Below are 22,613 nucleotides of genomic sequence, written 5' to 3'. Positions count from 1 at the left end.
CCGCCGCGCCCCTCCGGGCCAGCCGGGACTCGAGGCAGAAAAGAGACAACGATGTCCGAATCCTCGGTCTATGGTGCATCCACCTCCACCACCGACGCTCCCAAGCGCCGTGTGACCCGCGTCCATCACCTCGCCCAGATGAAGTCCGAGGGCGAAAGGTGGTCGATGCTCACCGCCTACGACTACTCGACCGCACGCATCTTCGACGCCGCCGGAATCCCGGTGCTGCTCGTCGGTGACTCGGCGGCCAACGTCGTCCTCGGGTACGACACCACCATCCCGGTGAGCGTCGACGAGATGATCCCGCTGATCCGCGCCGTCGTGCGCGGCGCCCCGCACGCCCTCGTCGTCGCCGACATGCCCTTCGGCAGCTACGAGATCGGGCCGCAGCACGCCCTCGAGAACGCCATCCGGATCTTCAAGGAGACCGGCGCGCACGCGGTCAAGCTCGAGGGTGGCGAGCGCGTCGCCCCGCAGATCGCGGCTCTCACCGCCGCCGGTATCCCCGTCATGGCGCACATCGGGTTCACCCCGCAGAGCGTCAACGGCCTCGGCGGCTTCCGCGTCCAGGGTCGTGGAGACGGCGCCGACCAGCTCATCGCCGACGCCATCGCGGTCCAGGAGGCCGGCGCCTTCTCGGTCGTCATGGAGATGGTCCCCGCCGAGCTGGCCGGTCAGATCACCCGCAAGCTGACGATCCCGACCGTCGGCATCGGTGCCGGCAACGAGACCGACGCCCAGGTGCTCGTCTGGCAGGACATGGCCGGCCTCACCCACGGCAAGACGGCGAAGTTCGTCAAGCGGTTCGCCGACGTGGGCTCCGAATTGCGTTCGGCCGCCGAGCAGTACGCCGACCAGGTCCGTCGCGGCGTCTTCCCCGGCCCCGAGCACAGCTACTGACCGACGATCCGTAGAAGTTGTGGACGCCATATCCCCACAACTTCTACGGAATCCCGGTTGCGCCTAGGCTCGGTGACCATGCGTGACTTCTACCCGGAGATCGAGCCCTACGATTCCGGTCACCTCGATGTGGGTGACGGCCAGCAGATCTACTGGGAGACGTCGGGAAATCCCGACGGGAAGCCCGTGGTCTTCGTCCACGGCGGCCCCGGCGGTGGCACGTCACCGGCCCAGCGACGCTTTTTCGATCCCGCGAAGTACCGGATCGTGCTGTTCGATCAGCGCGGTTGCGGACAGTCCCGGCCGCACATCGCCGACGGCGCGGACCTGAGTGTCAACACCACGCCGCATCTCATCGCCGACATGGAGAAGCTCCGAACCCATCTCGGCATCGACCGCTGGCAGGTCTTCGGCGGCTCCTGGGGTTCGACGCTGGGTCTCGCCTATGCGCAGGCGCATCCCGACCGGGTCACCGAACTGGTGCTGCGCGGGATCTTCCTGCTGCGTCGCTGCGAGATCGACTGGTACTACAACGGCGGCGCGTCGCACATCTTCCCCGACGTGTGGGAGACCTACCTCGAGCCGATCCCGGCGAACGAGCGCGACGGCGACCTGGTCGCCGCCTACCACCGGCTGCTGACCTCCGACGACCGCGACGTCGCCCGTGCCGCGGCCCGCGCGTGGACCGGCTGGGAACAAGCCACCAGCTACCTGCTCCCCCGTCCCGAGGAGGAGTCGGGACAGAATCCTGACGAAGCGCACCGCTTCGATCTCGCCTTCGCGTCGATCGAGAACCACTACTTCGTCAACCACGGCTTCCTCGACGACGGCCAGCTGCTCGACAACATCGACGCCATCGCGCACATCCCCGGCGTCATCGTCCAGGGACGCTACGACGTCGTCTGCCCGATGCGCAGCGCCTGGGACCTCCATCGGGCCTGGCCGGCCGCCGATCTGCGCATCGTCGACGACGCCGGGCACGCCTCCTTCGAGACCGGCATCCGGCACCACCTGCTGGAGGCGACCGACCGCTTCGCCGAATGAGGCGTCGCCGGACCCGGGGTCACTAGACTCGAGTCAGCTGCACCGTGTCGTCGGCGTCAGGAGGATCAGGTGGCCGCATCCGAGCAGGTCGAGGTGGAACTCAAGTTCGACGTGGACCCCGGCCACATGGCCCCGGACCTGCGGGCGCTCCCCGGAGTCGTGTCCGCGACCGAACCCGAGACGTTCTCGCTCGACGCCACCTATTTCGACACCGAGAACCTCGATCTCGCCGGCAACAGGATCACCATGCGACGCCGCACCGGCGGCACCGATCAGGGCTGGCATCTCAAGCGCCCCACCGACATCCCCGGCGCGCGTCGCGAACTCCAGATCGGCTTCGACGAGGCGCCCGCCGACGGTGACGTCCCCGAGGCCCTGGTGACGCCGGTCCTCGCACTGACCCGCTGCCGCAGGCTCACCCCCGTCGCCGTCATCTCCACCACGCGCACGGTGACGCGCCTGCTCGGCGTCGACGACGAGCCGCTCGCCGAACTCGCCGAGGACCTGGTGACCGCGCAGTCGTTGCTGCCGGGCGGGCATTCCCAGCAGTGGGCGGAGTGGGAGTTCGAACTCCTCTCCGGCGGCACCACCAAGCTGCTCAAGGCCGCCGACAAGGTCCTGCGCGCCGGGGGCGCCCGACCGGCGTCGAGTGCTTCGAAGTTGGCTCGTGCCATCGGTTCGACGCCGACCGTCCACAAACCCCGACTGTCGAAGCGCCCCACCGCGCTCGAGCTCGTCATCACCGACATCGCCCTGCACCGCAACAGCCTGATCGCCTACGACCCGCTCGTGCGGGAGGACGCCGACGACGCGGTGCATCAGATGCGGGTGTCCTGCCGCCGACTCCGCAGCGTGCTGTCCGGCTACCCCACGGTGCTCGACGCCGAGCGCACCGCCCACGTCGGCGCCGAACTCAAGCTCCTCGCCCGGATTCTCGGTGACGCACGGGATTCCGAGGTGCAGCTCGAACTCGACAAGTCCCTGCTCCGCGGCGAGAACGCCTCCGCGGAACTGCTCGCCGCGCTCGCCGGCGCCGAGACCCAGACCCATGATCGGGCGATCCGCGCCGCGCACGCCGCGATGTCGTCGAAGCGCTACTTCGCCCTCCTCGACTCCGTCGACGCCCTCATCGCCTCTCCCCCGCCCGGACCCGACGCCGAACTCCCCGCGACCGTCGTCGTCGACAAGGCGGTCGCCAAGAGCCGCAAGCACATCCGCAAGGCACAGGCCGATCTCGCCGACCTCACCGAGGGCTCGGCCGAGTGGCAGGAGCAACTGCACAAGATCCGCAAACGCGCAAAGCGGTTGCGCTACAGCATCGATGCGACGGAGCCGCTCAACAAGAAGAAGTACCGCGAGGTCGGCGCGGTCGCCAAGAAGATCCAGTCCGCCCTCGGCGACTTCAACGACATCCGCATCAACCGCGACCACCTCGCGACCATCGTCGCCGACGGGAAGCTCGGTGCCGCCGACATGTTCATCGTCGGTCGGCTCGACGCCCGCCTCGAAGCCGATGCCTACCGCGCCGTCGCCGAGTACCGCAAGGCCGCCAAGGACCTCTGACCCGCCCCGCCCCCGCTGCCTGAGGTGCGAGGAGCGCAAGCGACGAGCCACGAAGGCCTGGTGAGATCACCTCCCGCGCAAGCATTTTTCTCCCGCGGGGCTGATTACTTCCCGCTTATTGGCTAGCACCCGCGGGAGGGAAACGGTCACGCGCGCGGTAAACGCTCCCGCGGGAAAAGCGCCCTACGCGGGCCGGAACCCCACCGTCCGCGTGACCTCGTCCGCGGCCGCCAGTTCGACCTCGAGCCGGGTCCCCGGACGCAGGTCACCCTCGCAGCCCGCGACGACCGGCGGGTCGGCGATGAACACCTGTGCGGGTTTGCGTTCGGTGGCCGCCGACATCACCACTGCGTCGAAGCGTTCGCCGACGCGGTCGGCGAGGATGACGGCCTCGGCGAGATCGATGCCGGCCCGGTCGGCGGTCGCGCCGAGGGTGTCGGCGGAGCGCAGGATCTTGGGCAGGGTCGGCAGGGCGCGCATCACCCAGTCGGGTACCTCCCGGCCCGCGGTGACCGCGAGGCACACCTCGGTCGCGAACCGGTCGCCGAGGCGGCGCAGCGGCGCGGTGACGTGGGCGTAGAGACCGGCGATGGCGGCGTGCTGCTTCTTGTCATCCGGGATGGCACGCGCCTCGTCGGAACCGTCGAGCGCGAGATAGTTGGCGCCCCGCATCAGACCGCTCGCGGCCGACTGGATGGCGAGCGTGCTCGGCCGGTCGCCGGGCAGGCCCGCCAGGAATCGACCCACCGCCAAGCCGTCCGGCCATTCGACGCCGAGCGCTTTCGCGGCGGCGCGCAGATCCTCGACCGCTTCGGGATCGGCGGGCGGCAGCGTCCGCAGCAGTCCGATGCCCGCCTCGGCCATGATCGTGCCCGCGCACATCCCGGCGAGCAGCGAGAGCTGGGAGTTCCACATGTCGGCCGGGGTATGGGGTTCGAGGTCCAGCCGCCAGCCCGCCTCGGTGCGGGACACCTGCTGGTCCGGCAGATCGAGTTCGACGGCCCCGCGATCCATCGCGACGCTCTGCCGCAGCTCACCGAACGCCGGCAACGCCGCGATCGACGGATGCAGTCGGCCGGCCGCGGCGTCGGCGCTGACCCCCGCGTAGTCGAAGCGGGCGACGGACCGAATCCGCGAGCGCCGCACCTGGACATCGGCGACCGTCCCGTCCCCCGAGACCCGGATCGTCCAGAGCACGCAGGGCCGAACTTGTTCGGGCAGAAGTGATCCGCTGCCCTCCGACAGTTCGCGCGGATGCAGCGGTACCGAGCCGTCCGGGAAGTACACGGTGGACCCGCGGCGTCGGCTCTCCTGATCGAGTGCGCCTTCGGGGATCACCAGGGCCGCGACGTCGGCGATGGCGTAGTCGACGATGAACCCGTCACCGTCGGCGGCGAGATGGACGGCCTGGTCGAGATCGCGCGACGTCGGCGGGTCGATGGTGACGAACGGGACGCCGGTGTGGTCCTCGCGCGCATCCGCGAAGCGGTCGACGGAGTCGCGCGCCTCGGCGAGCGCGTCGTCGCCGTAGGACTCGTCCACCCCGAGCTGATCGCGGATACCGGCGAAGTCGATGTCAGGGGCGAAGAGGAAGCGCGTCACGTCTCGAACCCTAGCGCGCGTGAACGCGACCTATCCGGGAGCGCGATACCCGGAGGCGAACGAGTCGGCGCGTAAGCCGGATCCTGTGCCCGCGAGGTCTCTCGACCGTCGCGGGCGGCGACCATCCATCTGGGCACACCGTCGCCGGGTACCTCGAGCGGCCCACCCGCGGGCTGGGGCGAGCAGCCCTCGTAACGCCCGCGCACACGCACCGTGAGGTGCGTGCTTCGGCCTTGCTCCGGGTGGGGTTTACCGAGCCGACGCGGTCACCCGCGCCGCTGGTGCGCTCTTACCGCACCGTTTCACCCTTACCGACCTTGCGGCCGGCGGTCTGTTCTCTGTGGCACTGTCCCGCGGGTCACCCCGGGTTGCCGTTAGCAACCACCCTGCTCTGTGGAGTCCGGACTTTCCTCGGTGCGCGGCGTGACGGTCTTCCGCCCGTTCCGCTCACCGCGGCCGCCCGGCCGACTCGTTCGCGGAACCCAGGGTACGGCAGGCCGTGCGACCGCCGATCATCCGACGGCGTCAAGGGCCGTCAGTGCCAGTGCGCGGCGTCGTTGACCAGACGCACGACGGAACCACCGTCGGGGAAGAACTCGGCGATCGAGACCGACGCCAGGTCGAGGTGGAGGCGGAACAACAGCTCCGGCCCGACGCCCAGCGCTTCACGCAGCATCAGCTTGATCGGGGTGACGTGCGAGACGAGCACGACCGTCTGCCCCGGATACTGCTGCAGCAGATCGTCTTTCGTCTCCGCGACCCGCTCGGCGACCTGCGCGAAGCTCTCGCCACCGGGTGCGGGCACGGTGATGTCCGACAGCCATTCCCGGTGGATCTCCGGATGCCGTTCCGAAGCTTCGACGAACGTCAGGCCCTCCCACTCGCCGAAGTCGTTCTCGATGAGTCCGGGATGTTCGACGACGTCGACGCCGGTCACCGCGGCGACCTCGTCGGCGGTGGCGCGGGCGCGGCTCAGCGGCGAGGTCACGATCGCGGAGATGTGCTTCTCGCGGACGACCCGCTGGGCTGCCGCGCGGGCCTGGCGCAGACCTTCCGCGGTCAGCTCGGGGTTACCGCGTCCGGAGTACCGACGATCCACCGACAACGCCGTCTGGCCGTGGCGCAGCAGGATGAACCGGGTCGGCGAACTCCGCTGCCCCTGCCAGGACGGCGACCTCTCGCCCACAGCTGTCAGATCCCCGATTCGGCGGTCCGCACGAGGATCGCGCCGCATTCCTCGCAGCGGATGACCTCGTCGGACAGCGCCGCGCTGATCGACGCGATCGTGCCCCGGTCGAGCTCCATCCGGCAGGCACCGCAGCGTCGTGCTCGCAGGAGTCCCGCGCCGATACGGCCGTTGGCGCGCTGCTTGTCGTAGACGGCCAGCAGGTCGGCGTCGATCTCCCCGGCGAGCGTGTCCCGCTTCTCGCGGGCGCGCGTCATGTCCTCTTCGATGGTCGCGAGCGACTCATCGCGGCGAACCCGAGCGTCGGCGACCTTCTCCTCGAGATGCGAGATCGTCGCGGCGGCGCGGTCGCGCTCGGCCTCGACGGCCTCCTGCTGCTCCATGAGCGTCAGCAGTTCGTCCTCGAAGACCGCACGACGGCGTCCGAGTCCCGCGAGTTCGTGCTGCAGCTCCGACAGCGCCTTGGGCGCGAGCCCACCGGCGGCGAGCTGCTTGGAGTCCTTGGCCTCACGGTTGGCCATCCCGGTCACCTCGGACTCGATGCGGCGGTATTCGCGGCTCAGGTCCTCGGCGGAGATCTCCGCGCGCACCAGATCGTCACGGGCAGCGTCGATCGCCTTCTCCTGCTCGGCGATCTCGGCGTTCTCGGGCAAGTTCTTGCGGCGATGCTCGAGTCGGTTGATCTCGGCATCGGAGTCCGCGAGATCGAGCAACAGTCGCTGCACTCCGGCGTCGACTTTCATTGCGGCCTCCTCTCTCTGAAGTTCTGAAGTCCCCCTACCGTACGCGGCTGGTCCCGGCGTCCCGGCGGGCGGATGGCCTTTGGTCAGGCGGCCCTCCGGGCGTCACCCGAAGCTGTGCAATCCGAACGGGTCGGTCGGCGTGTCGTACACCACCACGGGCACGTCGCAGTCCGTGCGGACCAGCTCCGCAACCTGCGCGCACCAGGGGAACTCGGTGGCCCAGTGTCCGGCGTCGACGAGGGCCGGCCCACCGTCGCGCAGACTCTCGTCGGCAGGATGGTGTCGGAGGTCGCCGGTCACATAGACGTCGACGCCGAGCCCGCGCACGCGCCCGAGCAGCGAATCCCCCGCCCCACCGCAGACCGCGACCGTGCGCACCGGTGCATCCGGATCGCCGGCCGCCCGGATTCCCGACGGCGCACCCAGTGCGCGGGCGACGACCGCGGTGAAGTCACGCAGCGTCATCGGCTCGGGCAGCGAACCGACCCGACCCAGACCCAGGCCGCTGCCGAGGTCGGCGAGCTCGAAGACGTCGAACGCCGGTTCCTCGTACGGGTGGGCGTTGCGCAGCGCCCGGAGCACCGACCCGCGGATGGACCGGTCGGCGACCATCTCCACCCGCGCCTCGTCGACGTGGGTGCGGGTGCCGATCTCGCCGATCGTCGGCGTCGCGTCCTCCTGGGCCTCGAACTGGCCGGTGCCCACGACCGTCCACGAGCAGTCTCGGTAGTCGCCGATCGCACCGGCGCCGACGGCGAACATCGCCTCACTGACCTGTTCGACGTTGCCCTCGGGCACCATCACCACCCATTTGTCGAGCGGCGCCGCGGATTTCGGTTCGATGGGCACGGTGTCGACGAGGCCGAGCAGGTCGGCGAGTGCGTCGGAGACACCCGGTCGTGCACTGTCGGCGTTGGTGTGGGCCGACAGCAGCGCGATGCCGTTGCGGATCAGGCGGTGCACGATGCGGCCCTTGGGGGTGTCGGCGGCCACCGACGTGACCCCGCGCATCAGCAGCGGGTGATGGGCGATCACCAGGTCCGCCTTCTCGGCGACGGCCGCGTCGACGACGGCGTCGGTCACGTCGACGCACGCCAGGACCCGACGCACCGGTTCGGCACGGTCGCCGCACACCAGCCCCACGGCGTCCCAGGACTCGGCGAGTGCCGGCGGATACGCACGTTCGACGGCGTCGACCACGTCTCCGACGGTGATCCCCTCAGACGTCGACACGGTTCCCATCCCTCATCTCCTCTCGTACCTGCTCGATCGCCGCGGTCAGCGCGCGGACCTGCTCGACCGGACGTACCGCGAGCCGCAGATGGTCGTCGCCGAGTCCGACGAAGTTGGCGCAACTGCGCACCGCGAACCCGTGGTCGACGAGACGCCGTTTGACCTCCGTGGCCCGCGGCACCTCGACGAGCACGAATGGTGCGGCCGGTTCCGCCACGACGACGAGCCCGATCCGGGTCAGTTCGTCGACCATCTCGGCGCGCTCGGCCGCGACCCGGCGGGCCTGCTCCGCGCAGTGAAGGAAGCCCGCCTCGCCGAGGCACGCGGTCAGCGCGGTCAGCGCGGGTGTGGACAGCGCCCAGGGCCGCCGCCCCGCCCGCAGCCGCGCGAGGATCTCCGGCGCGGCGAGCAGGTATCCGGCGCGCAGCCCTGCCAGGCCGAAAGTCTTTGTCACGCTGCGGATCACGATGAGGTCCGGCCAGTCGGCCGATGCCAGCGACTGTGGTTCGAGTTCCCCGTCCGCGCCGAGGGTGAGATCGGCGAAGGCCTCGTCGACGACGATGATGCGTCCCGGACGCCGCAACGCCGCGATCGACTCCCGCGGGTGCAGCACCGACGTCGGGTTGGTGGGGTTGCCCAGGATCACCAGGTCGGCGGTGTCGGGCACCTCCGCCCCGGACAACCGCCACGGCTCGTCGAGCGTCACCTGCGTGATGGGCACCCCCGCGGCACGCAGTGCGATCTCCGGTTCGGTGAACGACGGCTGGATGAGCGCGGCATGACGCACGTCGAGTCGCGGCAGCATCTCGAAGCCGTCGGCCGCGCCGGACAGCAGCAGCACATCGCCGGGCGAGCGACCGTGGGTGGCCGCGATGGCGTCGACCGCGCGCCGCTCGTCGTCGAGGCCGGGATACCGGGCCAGGTCACCGAGACCGCGCGTGATGGCGTCGAGGACGAAAGGCGGTGGCGTGCCACGGACATTGACGGCGAAGTCCACGAGCCCGGGTGCCGCATCCCGGTCGCCGTGCCGATCCGGATCGGACAGGTCGGATGAAGATGCGACGCCATACCCAGCTGTCATGTCTGTTGACCTTACGTGCACGATGGACGCGTGTTGACGCCGCCAGATCCCCGCCATCCCGACACCGTGCTGCTCTTCGACCTCGACGGCACGATCACCGACAGCTTCGCGGGTATCGCCAACAGCTTCCGGCACGCCCTCGCCGCCGTCGACGCGCCCGAGCCCGATCCGCAGGTCGTCGCGGGCATCGTCGGGCCGCCGATGATCGACACCCTCAACCAACTGGGACTCGCTCCCGAGGTCGCCGAAGAGGCCATGCGCGCCTACCGCGAGCGCTACACCGAGATCGGCTGGCGGGAGAACGCGGTCTACGACGGGATGCCCGACGTCCTGGCCGATCTCTCCGCGTCGGGGCGCACGATGGCGGTCGCGACGTCGAAGAACCAGACCACCGCGCGCAGGATCCTCGAACACTTCGGTCTCACCGACCACTTCGAGTACATCGCCGGTGCCAGCGATGACGGCACGCGTCGCCACAAGGCCGACGTCGTCGCACATGCGGTCGCCGAACTGGGACTTCCCGTCGACGCCGACACCGGCCACGTCACCGCGCCGGTCGTGATGATCGGCGATCGGAGCCACGATGTGCACGGCGCCGCGGCCTTCGGGATCTCTGCGGTCCTGGTCAGATGGGGTTATTCTCTGCACGGGGAGGAACAGGACGCGGCCTGGGCGGTTGAGTCCACAGCCGAATTGCGCGGCGTCCTGGGTATGTGACCGACGCCCTGGACCACCGAGCGTTCGGCACGTCGAGCTGAGGTAGACACCAGTGGCAGAAGAACTACACATCTGTTTCGTGTGCACGGGCAACATCTGCCGGTCGCCGATGGCGCAGAACATCTTCCGGACCGCCCTGGACGACGCGGGACTGGGCGGCAAGGTGCGCGTCACCAGTTGCGGGATCGCGGGCTTCCACGTCGGCGAACCGGCCGACAACCGTGCCCGCACCGAGTTGCTGGCCCACGGTTACTCCGACGCCCACGTGGCGGCGCTGCTCGGTCCCGAACACTTCGACGCGGATCTCTTCCTGGCGATGGACGACGGTCACGTGCGGGAACTCGAGCGCAAGCGGCTCGGCGACCGGACACGACTGCTGCGGTCGTTCGATCCGTCGGCACCCGCCGACGACCTCGCCCTACTCGACCCCTACTACGGCGGCAACGACGACTTCGTCGCCACCCGCGAACAGATCGAGAGCGCCGTCCCCGGCCTGGTCGACTGGGTGCGTATTGAGCTGGGCGTGGCCTGACGACCACGCCCAGCCCACCGGACCGGCCTCAGCCGACCGGTGCCACCAGGTTGTGCACGAAGCGGATCTTCTCGAGCACCGGCGCCGGGAGCACGAACGGGTAGAGGTCCGGGTGGCCCATCGACCGGTTGATCTGGTTGAGCGCCCACGTCAGTGGGAGCCACTCGTCGATGATGCGGTCGAATCCCACGTCGCCGGGCGGAACGCTGTCCAGCGTCGTACCCGACGGCGCCATCGCGAACGCGGCGGCGGTGTCGAGGGTGTCCCGGATGTGCAGGTAGTGCGCGAAGGTCTCGGCGAAGTCCTCGGCGGGGTGCATCGTGGCGTAGGAGGAGACGTAGTTCTTCCGCCACCCCTCGGGCGCACCCTCCTTGTAGTGCCGGTCGAGCGCGGCCTGATAGTCGTCGTCGGGGTTGCCGAACAGCTCCTCGAACTGCGGACGACGGTTGTCGGTGATCAGGACCAGCTGGTAGTAGTGACCGATCTCGTGCCGGAAGTGTCCGAGGACCGTCCGATACGGCTCGTCGAGTTCGACGCGCATCTGCTCGCGGTGCACATCGTCGCCCTCGGCGAGGTCGAGGGTGATGACGCCGCTGGCGTGTCCGGTGATGACGTTCCGTTGCGCGCTGGAGAGCAGGTCGAAGGCAAGACCCGTGGTGGGATTCTCGTCACGATTCTCGATCGGCAGCCCGAGCTCGGTGAGTTCGAGGACGAGACGCCGCTTCGCGGTCTCGGCCTGGCCGAACACCACCAGCGCCTCGGGATCGTCGTCGCCGGGACGTGTGCGCGTCAGCTCGCACGATTGGCAGAGCTCCGGGTTGCCGGTCCACTTCACCAGCCAGTTGCATTGCGCGACCTTGGTGTTCACGCATCGCTCGAGGAGGGCGCCGTCGACCTCGGCGCGTCCCTTGTCGTCGAGGACTTGAATGGAGCGGGACTCGAGCCAGAACCCGAGTGGGCTCTGGCAGTTCAGGCACAGGCTGTTCTCGAAGGAAAGCCGCTGGCCGCAGTTCAGACAGATGAAGTCACGCATTAGATCACGCTACAGGTGCTGAGTAACCTGGGCATCGTGCATGTGCTGCGAACGATCCTGCGTCCCGGGTGGATTGCCCTCGGCGTCGTCGTCGTGGCGTTCGCCGTGGCCTGCTTCACCATGCTCGCGCCGTGGCAGCTGGGGAAGAACTCCGACACCGAACGCCGCAACGATCTGATCCGTACCGCGACCTCTCTCGAGACCGTGCCGCTGGCCGAGGTGGCGCCCTCGTCGACCCTCGACCCGTCGGCCGAGTGGCGCGGCGTCGAGGTGACCGGACGCTACCTGGAGGACCAGCAGGCCCTGGTGCGGCTGCGCAACATCCAGGAACGGCCGGCCGTGGTGGTCCTGACGCCGTTCGCGGTGGACGGTTCGGATCGCGTGCTCCTGATCAACCGCGGTTTCGTCCGCCCGGTGGAGGGCGGTGTGCCCGACATCCCGGCGCCGCCTGCCGGTGAACAGACCATCGAAGGAAGAATCCGCGCGGCGGAGAGCGTCAGCGCCGACCGTGGCTCCCGCGCCGACAACGGTGTGCTGACGGTCCCGTCGATCAATCCGGGTCTCGTCGGGACCGCGACCGGCACTCCGATGGACGACTTCTACCTGCAGCTGTCCCCGGACCAGCCGGGCTCCCTGGGTGAGATCCCGCTGCCCCAGCTCGACACCGGCCCCTACCTCTCGTACGGGTTGCAGTGGCTCGCGTTCGGGATCATGGCGCCGCTCGGCGTGCTGTACTTCCTGATCGCCGAGATCCGGTCACGCCGACGCGCCGCCGCCGCGAAGGCAGCTCCCGCGGCGGAGGCCACCGCCGAGACCGGTGACGTCGCCGACGCGGAGACCGCTTCTCGTCCCGCGGGCACCGCACCCGATGGACAGCCGAGTACGGCTGCCTCCCGCGCCGAACGTCGTCGGCAGATGCGCGAGGAACTGCGCGCCGCGAGCGGCACCACGGTGGTCCACAACGTCGGACGCATCGGTCACGGTCCCGTTGCCGAAGACACGGTCGGCGACGTCCGCGATGCGACGCCCGACCCCCGCAGTCAGGACGGCGACGTGCGGGACAAGCTCAGCCGGCGCTACGGCGGCTGACCGCGACCCGGAGCAGACAACCCGCCACGCACGCGGCCACCGTCGCCCGTTGGACCCGCCGCGACACCGTGACCGCGGCCCGTAGATCGGCCGGCTTCGGTGCCGGCCCGGAACCCAGCGTCGGCCGTTGTTCGACGCCGTGCGGGTACACCGTCCGACCCCCGAGCTGCACCCCCAGGGCTCCCGCGAACGCAGCTTCGACGACCCCGGCGTTCGGACTGGGATGCGCATGGCTGTCACGACGCCACGCTTCGGCGGCACGCCTGGGTGCCCCGGAGACCAGGACGATCAATACGCCTGCGAGTCGTGCCGGGAGGATGTTGGCGACGTCGTCGAGTCGCGCGGCCGCCCAGCCGAAGTCGCGATAGCGCTCGTTGCGGTACCCGACCATCGCGTCGAGGGTGTTGACCGCGCGGTACCCGAGGATTCCGGGAACGCCCGCGACCGCACCCCAGAACAACGGCCCGACGGTCGCGTCGGAGGTGTTCTCCGCGATCGATTCGAACGCCGCCCGACAGATCCCGGCCTCGTCGAGTGACATCGGATCACGGCCGCACAGACTCGGGATCAGGGCCCGCGCCGCGTCGATGTCGTCGGACTCGAGGGCGTCGGCGACCGCATCGCCCACCCGGCACAACGAGGTCCCGCCCAGCGCGATCCAGGTCGACGCAGCCGTCAGCGCCACCGATACCGGCGCACGACGCCCGGCCGATGCCGCGACTGCCGCGCCCACGACGCCGCCCGCGGCCACCGCGACCAGACCGGCACCGGCAGCCCGCGAATCGCGGTACATGCGGTGTTCGAGCACAGATGTGAGCCGTCCGAAACCCGCGACCGGGTGCCCCGTCGACGGGTCCCCCAGGGCCTCGTCGAGGAGGAAGCCGACGACGAGTCCGGCTGTGTTCGACAGGGCTCGTCGTGCGGGTCGGTTTCGCTGCTCACGGGTCAGGGGCACCGCGCGATGGTATCGACTGCGCTCGTGCCAGACTCGACCCGTGGCCAGGTCATCCGCGGAACCGACCCCGGGTCGGCACGTCATCGACACCGGTGTCGCCGAACTCGCGCGCGACACCATCGCCGGCGGTTGGCTGCTGACCGTCAACGGGGCGCACAGTTCGCACATCGATCCCGACGACCCGACCGTGCTCGACTTCGAGTACCTGCGCCAGATGGCGGCCGTCATCGCCGAACGCCATCCCGCCTCGGACCGGTTGCGCGTCCTCCATCTCGGCGGAGCGGCCTGCGCGCTCGCCCGTTACCTCGACCATCAGTACCCCGATGCCCGACAGGTGGCGGTCGAGGTCGACGGCGAGCTGGCCCGCCTGGTGCGTGAGTGGTTCGATCTCCCCCGCGCCCCCAAGCTGCGGATCCGGGTCGGCGACGCACGGGAGGTCGTCACCTCACTGCAGCCGGGCACGCGCGAGGTGATCGTGCGCGACGCCTTCGCCGGCGACCGTACGCCCGCGCATCTGACGACCCGTGAGTTCACCTCCGCCGTCCACGACGTGCTCGTGCCGGGCGGGCTGTACCTCGCGAACTGCGGCGACAGCCGGGATCTGGCGGGCGCGCGCGCCGAGGCCGCCACCGTCGCATCGGTCTTCGACCATCTGCTGCTCATCGCCGACGCCGCGATGTTCAAAGGTCGGCGCACCGGCAACATCGTGATCGTCGGCAGCGACGCCCCGCTCGACGCGTCGGCGACGCTGGTGCGCACTCTGCTCAGCGATCCGCTACCTGCGCAGATCCTCTCCGGCGCCAAGGCCCGCGACTTCGCGCGCGGCCCGGGCCTGGCCGACTCCGACCTCGCGGCGGACCGGCCGTGATCGTCGCCGGTCCCGCGTCCGGTCGATGTACGAACACGCCCGGCAGTCGTTAGGGTGGTTTCGACCGCCGGCCGAGATCTGACGATCGCAGAACCGAGGATGACGTGACCGATCCATCGTCGAGAGCGGGCACCACGCTGGGCCCGTACCGCATCGACAGACTCCTCGGTCGCGGCGGCATGGGTGAGGTCTACGAGGCCTACGACACCGGCAAGGAACGACGCGTCGCCCTGAAGGTTCTCCCGCCACATCTGGTCCACGACAACGATTTCCGCGAACGGTTCGAGCGCGAGTCGAAGACCGCGGCGAAACTGTCCGATCCGCACGTCATCCCGATCCACGACTGGGGCGAGAAGGACGGCGTCCTGTTCATCGACATGCGCCTCGTCGACGGTCAGGATCTCCGCAAGGTGCTCGACTCCGGTCCCCTCGCGCCGGACCGGGCGGTTCGCATCCTGGGCCAGGTCGCGGCAGCGCTCGACGCCGCGCACCGCGACGGCCTCGTCCACCGCGACATCAAACCCGACAACATCCTCGTCGACGCCGACGACTTCGCCTACCTCGTGGACTTCGGTATCGCGCAGGGCGCCACCGACAGTCGCCTGACACAGGTGGGGACCGCACTCGGCACGCTGGCCTACATGGCGCCGGAGCGGTTCGGCGACGAACCCGCAGGCCCGGGTTCGGACAACTACGCCCTCGCCTGCGTGCTCTACGAGTGCGTCACCGGCCAGACCCCGTTCCCGGCGAAAACCGACCAGGGACTCATGACCGCGCACATCACCAAGCCACCCCCTCAGACAGGCGGCCCACTCGACCCGGTGATCGCACGCGGTCTCGCCAAAGACCCCGCGCAGCGTTTTCCGAGCGCGCGCGAACTCATCCAAGCGGCCTCCGACGCGCTGTCGGGCAGTCCGTCGGCGTCGGCAACCCGACCGCAGACACCTCCGGCCGAGCAGGCCCCGCCGACGGTCGTGCCCCAGCCCATTCCACCCGCGGGCCCGACCCCGCGGCCCCACACCCCGCGTCCGCCGCAGTCACAACCGCCGGCTGCCCACCCGACGCCGGGCGGCTCCATGGCATCCGACCCGACGATGGTCCGCGGTCTGAATTCGGGCCCCAACGTCCACGGGCCGCAGCACTCTCCAGGTTCGGCCGGTGGATATGGTCCTCCCCCTGGACCTTTCGGGCCGCAAGGATTCTCAGGTCCCCAATTCCATTCGGGGCCTTCCCCTTCGGGGCCACAGTCGTTCTCCGGGCCGCAGTCGCACTCCGGTCCCCAGTCGTTCTCGGGACCCCAGTCGTTCTCGGGACCCCAGTCGCTGTCCGGACCCAACCAGTGGGGCGGCACCCCGACCCCACCTCCCCGCAAGTCGAAGACCGGCCGCAACATCGCCATTGCCATCGGGGTCGGCGTGGTGGTGATCGCCCTCGCGGTCACCGGCATGTTCGTCGCGCTGTCGGGCGGTGGCGACGATCCGCCGGAACCGGGCACCTCGTCGCAGGCGATGCCCGCGGGCACCGTCGCGTGCGACTACCCGACGCGCACGGTCGTCGGCGGCATCACCCAACCTGCACCGGCGTCGACCCAGCCGAACACCGGCACCGTGGACGCACAGATCCCGATCGCCGCGCAGGGCACCATCACCATGACCCTCAACCGGGCCGAGGCACCGTGCAACGTCGGCGCGATGGTCGCGCTGATCAAGTCCGGGTTCTACGACGGCAGCAAGTGCCATCGCGCATCGGCGAAGTACCTGATCTGCGGGTCTTCGGGCGGCAAGGAGGGCACCAACCCCGGTTGGACCAGCCCCGACGAACTCCCCGAGGGCCTACCGTCGGCCGGCACGGACACCAACGGCATCCCGCAGGTCACCTACCCGCGCGGCACCGTCGGCATCCTCGATCTCCCCGACGACGAGGGCGCCACCGGATCGACGACGTTCTTCATGCTCGCCGACGACACCGACCTCCCGCTCACCTACTCGATCGTCGGCACCATGGACGCGTCCGGGCTGGCGGTCCTGGACAAGATCGTCGCGGGCGGCTTCACACCGACCAAACCCGGCGCCCAGTCAGGACCGCCGAACCAGAACCTGCTGATCCAGAAGGCGACGGTCGGCGAGTAGCCGAATCGCAGAGTGCGTCCTGAGTACCGTTTCCCGACACTCAGCCCGCACTCCCCTTGCTGAGGGTCAGATCACGTAGTTCATCCGGTTCAGGATCGCGTTCCCCAGCGCGGCGTCGCCATCGATCTCCACCGCGTCCGGGCTGGCGTCCCGACGCCCACCGGCGCAGCGGGCGAGGTTCGCGGCGTCGATGCGCAGACGGACATCGGCCGACGCGTCGCCGCCGTCGAACTCCTCCACCAGAGACGCGCGGTCACCGACGTCGATCCGAACCGTTCGCGCGGTCAGCCCGGTGATGTCGAAGAGCACCTTGCTGCCCTTGGGCGCGTCGGCGCGCTTGCCGACGACGAACGGCAGTGACGCGCCGATCTCGTCCAGCGCCAACGACGCGGGGACGGGGTCGGTGACGGCGGAACCGTCGGTGCCGTCACGCAGGTCGATCTCGTGCGTCCAGCAGTCGAAGATGCGGATGCGCATGAAGCGTCCGTAGGTGTCGGCGCCGGCCGGCGTCATCGACGGGGCGTCGAACTGCTCCTGTGTCATCGCCCGCAGTGCCGCGGTGCGAACCGTGATGATCTCGTCGAGCGCGGCGAGCACCTCGGCGCGCGGCTTCGGCCGGTAGTGGTCGACCCACTTCTCGTTGAGCTCGCCGATCGGGTTGCGCACGTGGTCGAGTGCACTCACCGTGCGGGTGGCTTCCACGTCGCGGCCGTCGAGCATGCTCTCGGTGCCGATGATGTGCGCGACGATGTCGGCGTTGGTCCATCCGGGCAGCACCGATGCCGCCGACCACTGCTCGTCGGTGAGTGCGGCGGCGACGTCGGCGATCGCGGCCCACTGGGCGATCAGGCCTTCGGTGACCTCGGCGAGCGGCAGAATGGTCGTCGGCATGGATGCTCCTTGCGGTCGTGCGCCCGGCGGGATCCGGACCGCACCAACCTTATCGGGGTCGGTGAGCGGGGCAGCCGCATTGACGCACCGCGACAAGCCGCCCCCGTTCTGCCAAACGAGGACCGAATCTGTCCGCATCGTGCGGCAGGATGTCTTCATGTTGGAAACCTCGGCCCGGTTGCTCGCCCTGCTGTCGCTGCTGCAGACGCGGCGGGAATGGTCGGGCAAGGAGCTCGCGGAACGCCTCGACATCACGACCCGCACGGTGCGACGCGACATCGACAAGCTCCGCGAGCTCGGTTACCCCGTCGACGCGAATGTCGGTGCGCGCGGCGGGTATCGGCTCGGGGCCGGCGCGGAGATGCCGCCCCTGCTCCTCGACGATCAAGAGGTTCTCGCCGTCGCGCTGGGACTCGACGCGGTGACGACGGGCGCGGTCGCCGACATGGCCGAGGCCTCGGCCGGGGCGCTCGCGAAACTGCGCCAGGTCATGCCGTCACGGCTCCAGCACCGCCTCGATGCACTGCGGATCGAGGCCATCCCGCGGGAAGCGCCGTCGAGCGCGGTCCCCGCCGAGCGCCTCACCGACATCGCCACGGCCTGCCACCGCAACGAGCGCCTGCGATTCGATTACCGGCGCAACGACGGCGAGGAGAGCCGACGCGAGGTCGAGCCGTTTCGTCTGGTGCGCAACGGCAATCGCTGGTACCTCGTCGGCTTCGATCTCGCCCGCGACGCCTGGCGTTCCTTCCGCGTCGACCGCATGGACCCGAAGATCCCCACCGGTCCCCGCTTCACCCCGCGCGAGCCGCCGGAGGGCGGCGCGGCAGCCTTCGTCGCCCGTGGACTCGGTGCCGTGCAGCAGCAGGCGACCGCGCGGGTCCGCGTCCACCTGCCGCTCGACGAGGTCGCGCCGATGATCCACCACTATTGGGGTGCCCTGGAATCCGGCGGCGAGAACAGTTGTGAGGTGACCGTCTACAGCACCTCACTGACGTCGATCGCACGCTGGATGCACGCCTTCGGAGCTGACTTCACGGTCATCGAACCCGACGAACTGCGCGTCGAGCTGGGCGCCGTCGCGGAGTATCACGACCAGGTCGCCGACCGTTATCGACGCGCGATGTCCGCCCGGCCCTGACCGCGCTGACCTGCTGTTCCGACCGGATCGTCGATTCTTCTCTACGGTCGGAGGCATGAGGTTACTCATCACGGGGGCGACCGGGTACGTGGGATCCCGGCTCGTATGCGCATTGCTGAGGCAGGGTCACGAGGTCGTGGTCACGTCCAGGGACACCCGCAAGCTGGACCGATTCGGTTGGTCGTCGGACGTCACCAAGGTGGCCATGGACGCCGACGACCCGATCTCGGTCAAAAAGGCGATGACCGACGCCGGGCGCGTCGACGCGATCTACTACCTGGTCCACGCGATCGGGCAGGCGGACTTCGCCAGCGGTGATCGCGACGCGGCACGCAACGTCGCCGAGGCCGCACGCGATGCCGGCGTCGGCCGGATCATCTATCTCGGCGGCTTCGTCCCGGGCGACGCCAAGCTGTCGTCGCACCTGCAGAGCCGCGCCGACGTCGCCGAGGGGCTCGTCATCGAGGACGGCCCGGAACTGGTCTGGCTTCGTGCGGCGGTCATCATCGGCGCCGGCTCGACGTCGTTCGAGATCATCCGCTACATGGCCGACCGCTTACCGGTGATCCCCGAACCTGCCTGGATCACCAACGAGATGGACCCGATCTCGATCCGCGACGCCATCCACTACCTGGTCGCAGCCTGCGAATCCTCGCTCCCTCCAGGTGAATACGACATCTCGGGACCCGACCACGCCCGCTACATCTCGATCCTGCACGAGTACATCTCCGCGGTCCGCTTCCCGCGGTTGCGGCTCCCGGTATTCGGGGTCAGCACCCGCCTCGCCGGACGACTCGGCGGCATGTTCGTGCCGGTCCCGGCGTCGCTCACCGAGGAACTGGTGACGTCGCTGGACCATTCGATGACGGCATCGGAGCACAGCATCCGCGAACTGGTGCCGCCGCCCGAGGGCGGTCTGACACCGATGCGCGACGCCGTGCGCGCGTCCGTCGAATCGCCGTATCCCCGGTCGGTCTGCGATCTGCACGACCTGCACCACCTCGCCGACACCGACCCCGCGTGGGCCGGCGGCGACTGGCTGCGCGTCAAACGCAGCATCGGTGGGACGATCGGTGGCACGCTGCGGGTGTCGGCGAAGATCGCCGGAGCTCTTCTGCCGACCCGTCCGTGAATGACCCGTGTCCGATGACGACCGACCTAGGTGGTGACGACTGCTGGTGACTGCACTGGCGCGCGACCTCTACAACTCCATAGCCGCGGATCGTGATCCCGATCCCGGTTCCCACTACGTCCGACGCCGCTGGCTCGTCGGTGTCTTCCTCGTCATCGGGGCCATCGTGCTCGGCGTCTCGTTGCGCGTGGAGCCGGGCGACACCGCGTTCTATCCGCTGACGGTCGCCTTGGCGGCGGTGTGGACCGTCGGGGCGCTCACCTCGGGCAAGCTGCGGCTCGGCGCCTACAGCCCGACGGCGTCCCGTCCGCCGGATCGTCTCGGGGCGGTGGGGTTGGGCGTCGTCGTCGGCCTCGCGGTCGGTGCGGCCTTCGTCGTCGGCGGCCTGCTCGTCCGGATGATCCCCGGGGTCAGCGACCTCGCGAACAAGGTGCTCGCCTTCGCCGACTACGGCAGCCTCGCCATCGTCACCTTGATCACCGTGGTCAACGGCCTCGCGGAAGAGCTGTTCTTCCGCGGCTCGGTCTACTCTGCGGCCCGCCCCCACAACCCGGTCCTGGTGTCGACGGTCATCTACGTGCTGGTCACCATGGCCAGCGGCAACGTGATGCTCGGCTTCGCCGGCGCCGTCCTCGGTACCGTCTGCGCGATCCTGCGTCGCAGCACCGCCGGTGTCCTCGCGCCGGCGATCACGCATGTCATCTGGGGCGCGATCATGGTCCTCGCGCTCCCGCCGATCTTCGCGTGAGCCGCTGACCGGCGAACCTCGGCTCGACCTGCAGACGTCGATCGAAGTCTGCAAGTCGAAGTGAGGTTCGCCGGTCACGAACCCGCGGTTTGGGCGATCGGTCCCGACCGGCTAGATTCATTGTCGCGAGTGACGCTCTCGGCACTCCACGCGCGTATAGCTCAGCGGTAGAGCTCTGGTCTTACACACCAGCGGTCAGGGGTTCGAATCCCTTTGCGCGCACCACAATCCATGGCTTCAACCCGCGCCCGCGCGACTTGGAGCCATAAGTCAGCCGGCAGCGCCGAGGGCTTGATCCCAGACGTCGTTTTCCCGCACCTCGCCCGGTCCGACCATGTCGGCGTAGACGATGACGCCCTCGCGGTTGACGAGGAACGTGCCGCGGTTCGCGTAGCCACGGTCGGAGTTGAACACGCCGTAGGCCTTCGCCACGTCACCGTGCGGCCAGAAGTCCGACAGCAGTGGGAACAGGAAGCCCTGCGCCGCCGACCAGACCTTGTGCGTCGGGGACGGACCCACCGAGATGGTCACGGTGGTCACGTCGTCGTTCTCGAAGCGCGGCTGCTGGTCGCGGATGTAACCCAGTTCGCCCTGGCAGGTGCCGGTGAACGCGAGCGGGAAGAAGACCACGAGCACGTTGCGCTCGGCGCGCAACGTGCTCAGGGACACGAGCTGGTTGTTCTGATCCCGGAGTTCGAAATCAGGTGCCTGGTCACCGACGCTCAGCGGCGCGGTGGGCAGAGCATCGCTCATGCTTTCTTGCCCGAGCGGGCCTTGGGCTGAACGAGTCGGGCTGCCGACCAATCCCCCAGGCTGATCGCCGATGTCTGGGTCAGGCCCGCGGTGGGGGCCGCCTCGGCGATCTCGCTCGGATCCACGTATCCCGGTTTACCGGTCTTGGGCGAGAACACCCACACGTATCCGTCTTCGGCAAGCGGTCCGATGGCGTCCATCAGCGCGTCGACGAGGTCTCCGTCGCCTTCGCGCCACCAGAGGACGACGACGTCGACGACGTCGTCGGCGTCCTCATCGACCATCTCGGCATCGATCGCGTCCTCGATGTCGGCCCGGAGCTCGTCGTCCGTGTCCTCGTCCCAACCGACTTCCTGCACGACCAAGCCGGCCTTCAAGCCCAGTTTTTGGGCGTTGCTGCCCGTACCGTCTGTGGCGGCTACCACCGCGCGTGACCTCCTGAGGGTGATGGGACGTTCTTTCCGTCGCCGGTATGGACATCTGTGTACGCCAACTCGCTTGTCAGCATAGGCAACAGCCTAGAGCCTCACATTGCAAGCCGACCGACGTCACTCGATTTCGGGCGTTTCTTTTTCGCCGACCACACCACCCGTGCCCGCTCAGCGACCGGGGCTCGTCGGCGCCGGAGTGGTGGTGACCGATGAACGGGGCGTCGCCGACGAGGCCGCCGGCACCGGCGTGTACTGGCCGCACACCTCGAGGAGGCGCGCCTTGTCGCGTGTCCATTGTCCCGACACCGGGTTGAGTTCGGTGCGCTGCTCCTTGCGGATCGCGTTCTCTAGACGCGCCGTCGTGTCGAGGAACGTTCGCGCCGGGGTCGCGATCTCCGGCGGCGACGTGTCGGTGATCTTCGGCCGGATCTGATCGGCACCGGCGATCAGGCTCGCCCGCGCCTTGTCGGCGAGGTCCCCGACCTCCGGATACGAGTGCGTCGTGTTGAGCCGCTTGATGAAGGTGTTGTAGCCGCGCACCATCACGACCATCGACGACATCGACTCCCGGCAGAGCTCGACGCCCTCGGTCCGCACCTGCGCGGCCGCCGACGCCGACACCTCCGACCGGTAGATCGCCACCTCACCGGGTGCCGCAACACCCGTACCTCCGACCGTGGACGTACACGCCGACAACATGATTCCCCCGAATGTCATGCCGACGATCACGCTCGCCCGGACACCCCGATGTCCGGTGCGGCCGGGCCTGGCCTCCCCTGTGCCCAGTATCGCTTTCCCCCTACTCATCAGTAACGCTGCAAGGACGCTACAGCACCTTCGCG

Annotated in this window: 22 protein-coding genes, 1 tRNA gene and 1 other RNA gene; 12 read left to right on the top strand and 12 right to left on the bottom strand. The window is 69.2% G+C overall.

Going from position 1 to position 22,613, the window contains the following annotated elements:
• Window positions 1-51 precede the first annotated feature (51 nt).
• From panB to C5O27_RS12095, 3 genes are all read left to right on the top strand, one after another.
• A complete protein-coding gene (gene panB / locus C5O27_RS12105; RefSeq protein WP_127962815.1) occupies window positions 52-900 on the top strand; it encodes a 3-methyl-2-oxobutanoate hydroxymethyltransferase in 849 nt (282 codons plus the stop codon).
• A gap of 78 nt (window positions 901-978) precedes the next feature.
• Window positions 979-1,944, top strand: a complete 966-nt coding sequence (gene pip / locus C5O27_RS12100) for a prolyl aminopeptidase (RefSeq protein ID WP_035752715.1) — start codon at window positions 979-981, stop codon at window positions 1,942-1,944.
• Window positions 1,945-2,013: 69 nt separating this feature from the next.
• On the top strand, window positions 2,014-3,507 hold the full coding sequence (locus C5O27_RS12095) for a CYTH and CHAD domain-containing protein (RefSeq protein WP_006356804.1): 1,494 nt from the start codon (window positions 2,014-2,016) through the stop codon (window positions 3,505-3,507).
• Between the two features lie 183 nt (window positions 3,508-3,690).
• On the opposite strand, the gene C5O27_RS12090 is transcribed toward C5O27_RS12095, so the two are convergent.
• The 6 genes from C5O27_RS12090 to cobC all read right to left on the bottom strand — a co-directional run bounded on the left by C5O27_RS12090 (window position 3,691) and on the right by cobC (window position 9,352).
• Entirely contained in the window at window positions 3,691-5,109 is a 1,419-nt protein-coding gene (locus tag C5O27_RS12090; RefSeq protein WP_075864046.1) for an RNB domain-containing ribonuclease, read from the bottom strand.
• Between the two features lie 56 nt (window positions 5,110-5,165).
• Window positions 5,166-5,581, bottom strand: an RNA gene (rnpB, locus tag C5O27_RS12085) — RNase P RNA component class A.
• A 63-nt stretch (window positions 5,582-5,644) separates the two neighbouring features.
• Window positions 5,645-6,295, bottom strand: a complete 651-nt coding sequence (locus C5O27_RS12080) for a histidine phosphatase family protein (RefSeq protein ID WP_127962814.1) — start codon at window positions 6,293-6,295, stop codon at window positions 5,645-5,647.
• 5 nt (window positions 6,296-6,300) lie between these two features.
• Complete coding sequence (locus tag C5O27_RS12075; protein ID WP_035752722.1) at window positions 6,301-7,038, bottom strand: zinc ribbon domain-containing protein; 738 nt, start codon at window positions 7,036-7,038, stop codon at window positions 6,301-6,303.
• 102 nt (window positions 7,039-7,140) lie between these two features.
• A complete protein-coding gene (locus C5O27_RS12070) occupies window positions 7,141-8,280 on the bottom strand; it encodes a Nif3-like dinuclear metal center hexameric protein (RefSeq protein ID WP_127962813.1) in 1,140 nt (379 codons plus the stop codon).
• Complete coding sequence (cobC, locus tag C5O27_RS12065; protein ID WP_035752728.1) at window positions 8,258-9,352, bottom strand: Rv2231c family histidinol phosphate aminotransferase CobC; 1,095 nt, start codon at window positions 9,350-9,352, stop codon at window positions 8,258-8,260. Before cobC ends, C5O27_RS12070 begins: the two co-directional genes overlap by 23 nt.
• Window positions 9,353-9,382: 30 nt before the next feature.
• Between cobC and C5O27_RS12060 the strand changes: the two genes are divergently transcribed.
• Both C5O27_RS12060 and C5O27_RS12055 read left to right on the top strand, forming a co-directional pair.
• Complete coding sequence (locus C5O27_RS12060) at window positions 9,383-10,069, top strand: HAD-IA family hydrolase (protein ID WP_208651354.1); 687 nt, start codon at window positions 9,383-9,385, stop codon at window positions 10,067-10,069.
• Window positions 10,070-10,121: 52 nt separating this feature from the next.
• Entirely contained in the window at window positions 10,122-10,601 is a 480-nt protein-coding gene (locus tag C5O27_RS12055) for a low molecular weight protein-tyrosine-phosphatase (protein WP_127962811.1), read from the top strand.
• 28 nt (window positions 10,602-10,629) lie between these two features.
• Here C5O27_RS12055 and C5O27_RS12050 read toward each other — a convergent pair whose 3' ends face one another.
• A complete protein-coding gene (locus C5O27_RS12050) occupies window positions 10,630-11,634 on the bottom strand; it encodes a zinc-binding metallopeptidase family protein (protein ID WP_127962810.1) in 1,005 nt (334 codons plus the stop codon).
• A 36-nt stretch (window positions 11,635-11,670) separates the two neighbouring features.
• Here C5O27_RS12050 and C5O27_RS12045 point away from each other — a divergent pair, with 36 nt between their 5' ends.
• Entirely contained in the window at window positions 11,671-12,723 is a 1,053-nt protein-coding gene (locus C5O27_RS12045) for an SURF1 family cytochrome oxidase biogenesis protein (protein WP_230461809.1), read from the top strand.
• Here the strand turns inward: C5O27_RS12045 and C5O27_RS12040 are convergent.
• Window positions 12,701-13,678, bottom strand: coding sequence for a cobalamin biosynthesis protein (locus C5O27_RS12040; RefSeq protein WP_127962809.1), 978 nt, complete (start codon window positions 13,676-13,678; stop codon window positions 12,701-12,703). The genes C5O27_RS12045 and C5O27_RS12040 overlap by 23 nt on opposite strands.
• Before the next feature lie 40 nt (window positions 13,679-13,718).
• Here C5O27_RS12040 and C5O27_RS12035 point away from each other — a divergent pair, with 40 nt between their 5' ends.
• Entirely contained in the window at window positions 13,719-14,546 is an 828-nt protein-coding gene (locus C5O27_RS12035; RefSeq protein WP_127962808.1) for a spermidine synthase, read from the top strand.
• Between the two features lie 104 nt (window positions 14,547-14,650).
• A complete protein-coding gene (locus tag C5O27_RS12030; protein WP_127962807.1) occupies window positions 14,651-16,675 on the top strand; it encodes a protein kinase domain-containing protein in 2,025 nt (674 codons plus the stop codon).
• A gap of 66 nt (window positions 16,676-16,741) precedes the next feature.
• Here C5O27_RS12030 and C5O27_RS12025 read toward each other — a convergent pair whose 3' ends face one another.
• Window positions 16,742-17,566 carry a maleylpyruvate isomerase family mycothiol-dependent enzyme gene (locus tag C5O27_RS12025; RefSeq protein ID WP_006356791.1) on the bottom strand — a complete coding sequence of 275 codons (825 nt, stop codon included), beginning with the start codon at window positions 17,564-17,566 and terminating at the stop codon, window positions 16,742-16,744.
• Window positions 17,567-17,723: 157 nt separating this feature from the next.
• On the opposite strand from C5O27_RS12025, the gene C5O27_RS12020 reads away from it, so the two are divergent.
• The 4 genes from C5O27_RS12020 to C5O27_RS12005 all read left to right on the top strand — a co-directional run bounded on the left by C5O27_RS12020 (window position 17,724) and on the right by C5O27_RS12005 (window position 20,812).
• On the top strand, window positions 17,724-18,707 hold the full coding sequence (locus tag C5O27_RS12020; RefSeq protein ID WP_127962806.1) for a helix-turn-helix transcriptional regulator: 984 nt from the start codon (window positions 17,724-17,726) through the stop codon (window positions 18,705-18,707).
• A 55-nt stretch (window positions 18,708-18,762) separates the two neighbouring features.
• Window positions 18,763-19,839, top strand: coding sequence for an NAD(P)H-binding protein (locus C5O27_RS12015; RefSeq protein ID WP_127962805.1), 1,077 nt, complete (start codon window positions 18,763-18,765; stop codon window positions 19,837-19,839).
• A 40-nt stretch (window positions 19,840-19,879) separates the two neighbouring features.
• Window positions 19,880-20,587: a CPBP family intramembrane glutamic endopeptidase gene (locus tag C5O27_RS12010; RefSeq protein WP_042377151.1), complete on the top strand. Its 708-nt coding sequence runs from the start codon at window positions 19,880-19,882 to the stop codon at window positions 20,585-20,587.
• A 150-nt stretch (window positions 20,588-20,737) separates the two neighbouring features.
• A tRNA-Val gene (locus tag C5O27_RS12005) sits at window positions 20,738-20,812 on the top strand.
• A 45-nt stretch (window positions 20,813-20,857) separates the two neighbouring features.
• Here C5O27_RS12005 and C5O27_RS12000 read toward each other — a convergent pair.
• From C5O27_RS12000 to C5O27_RS11990, 3 genes are all read right to left on the bottom strand, one after another.
• A complete protein-coding gene (locus C5O27_RS12000) occupies window positions 20,858-21,340 on the bottom strand; it encodes a peroxiredoxin (protein ID WP_127962804.1) in 483 nt (160 codons plus the stop codon).
• Entirely contained in the window at window positions 21,337-21,765 is a 429-nt protein-coding gene (locus C5O27_RS11995; protein ID WP_005200172.1) for a DUF3052 domain-containing protein, read from the bottom strand. The genes C5O27_RS12000 and C5O27_RS11995 overlap by 4 nt, the downstream gene beginning before the upstream one ends.
• Window positions 21,766-21,939: 174 nt before the next feature.
• Window positions 21,940-22,560: a hypothetical protein gene (locus C5O27_RS11990; RefSeq protein WP_127963830.1), complete on the bottom strand. Its 621-nt coding sequence runs from the start codon at window positions 22,558-22,560 to the stop codon at window positions 21,940-21,942.
• Window positions 22,561-22,613: the final 53 nt, after the last annotated feature.

Source organism: Gordonia alkanivorans (genome assembly GCF_004011905.1).
GTDB classification, from domain to species: Bacteria; Actinomycetota; Actinomycetes; order Mycobacteriales; family Mycobacteriaceae; genus Gordonia; species Gordonia alkanivorans.
Note: the sequence above shows the minus strand (reverse complement) of the source record. Positions and strands in the feature narration are given on the sequence as shown.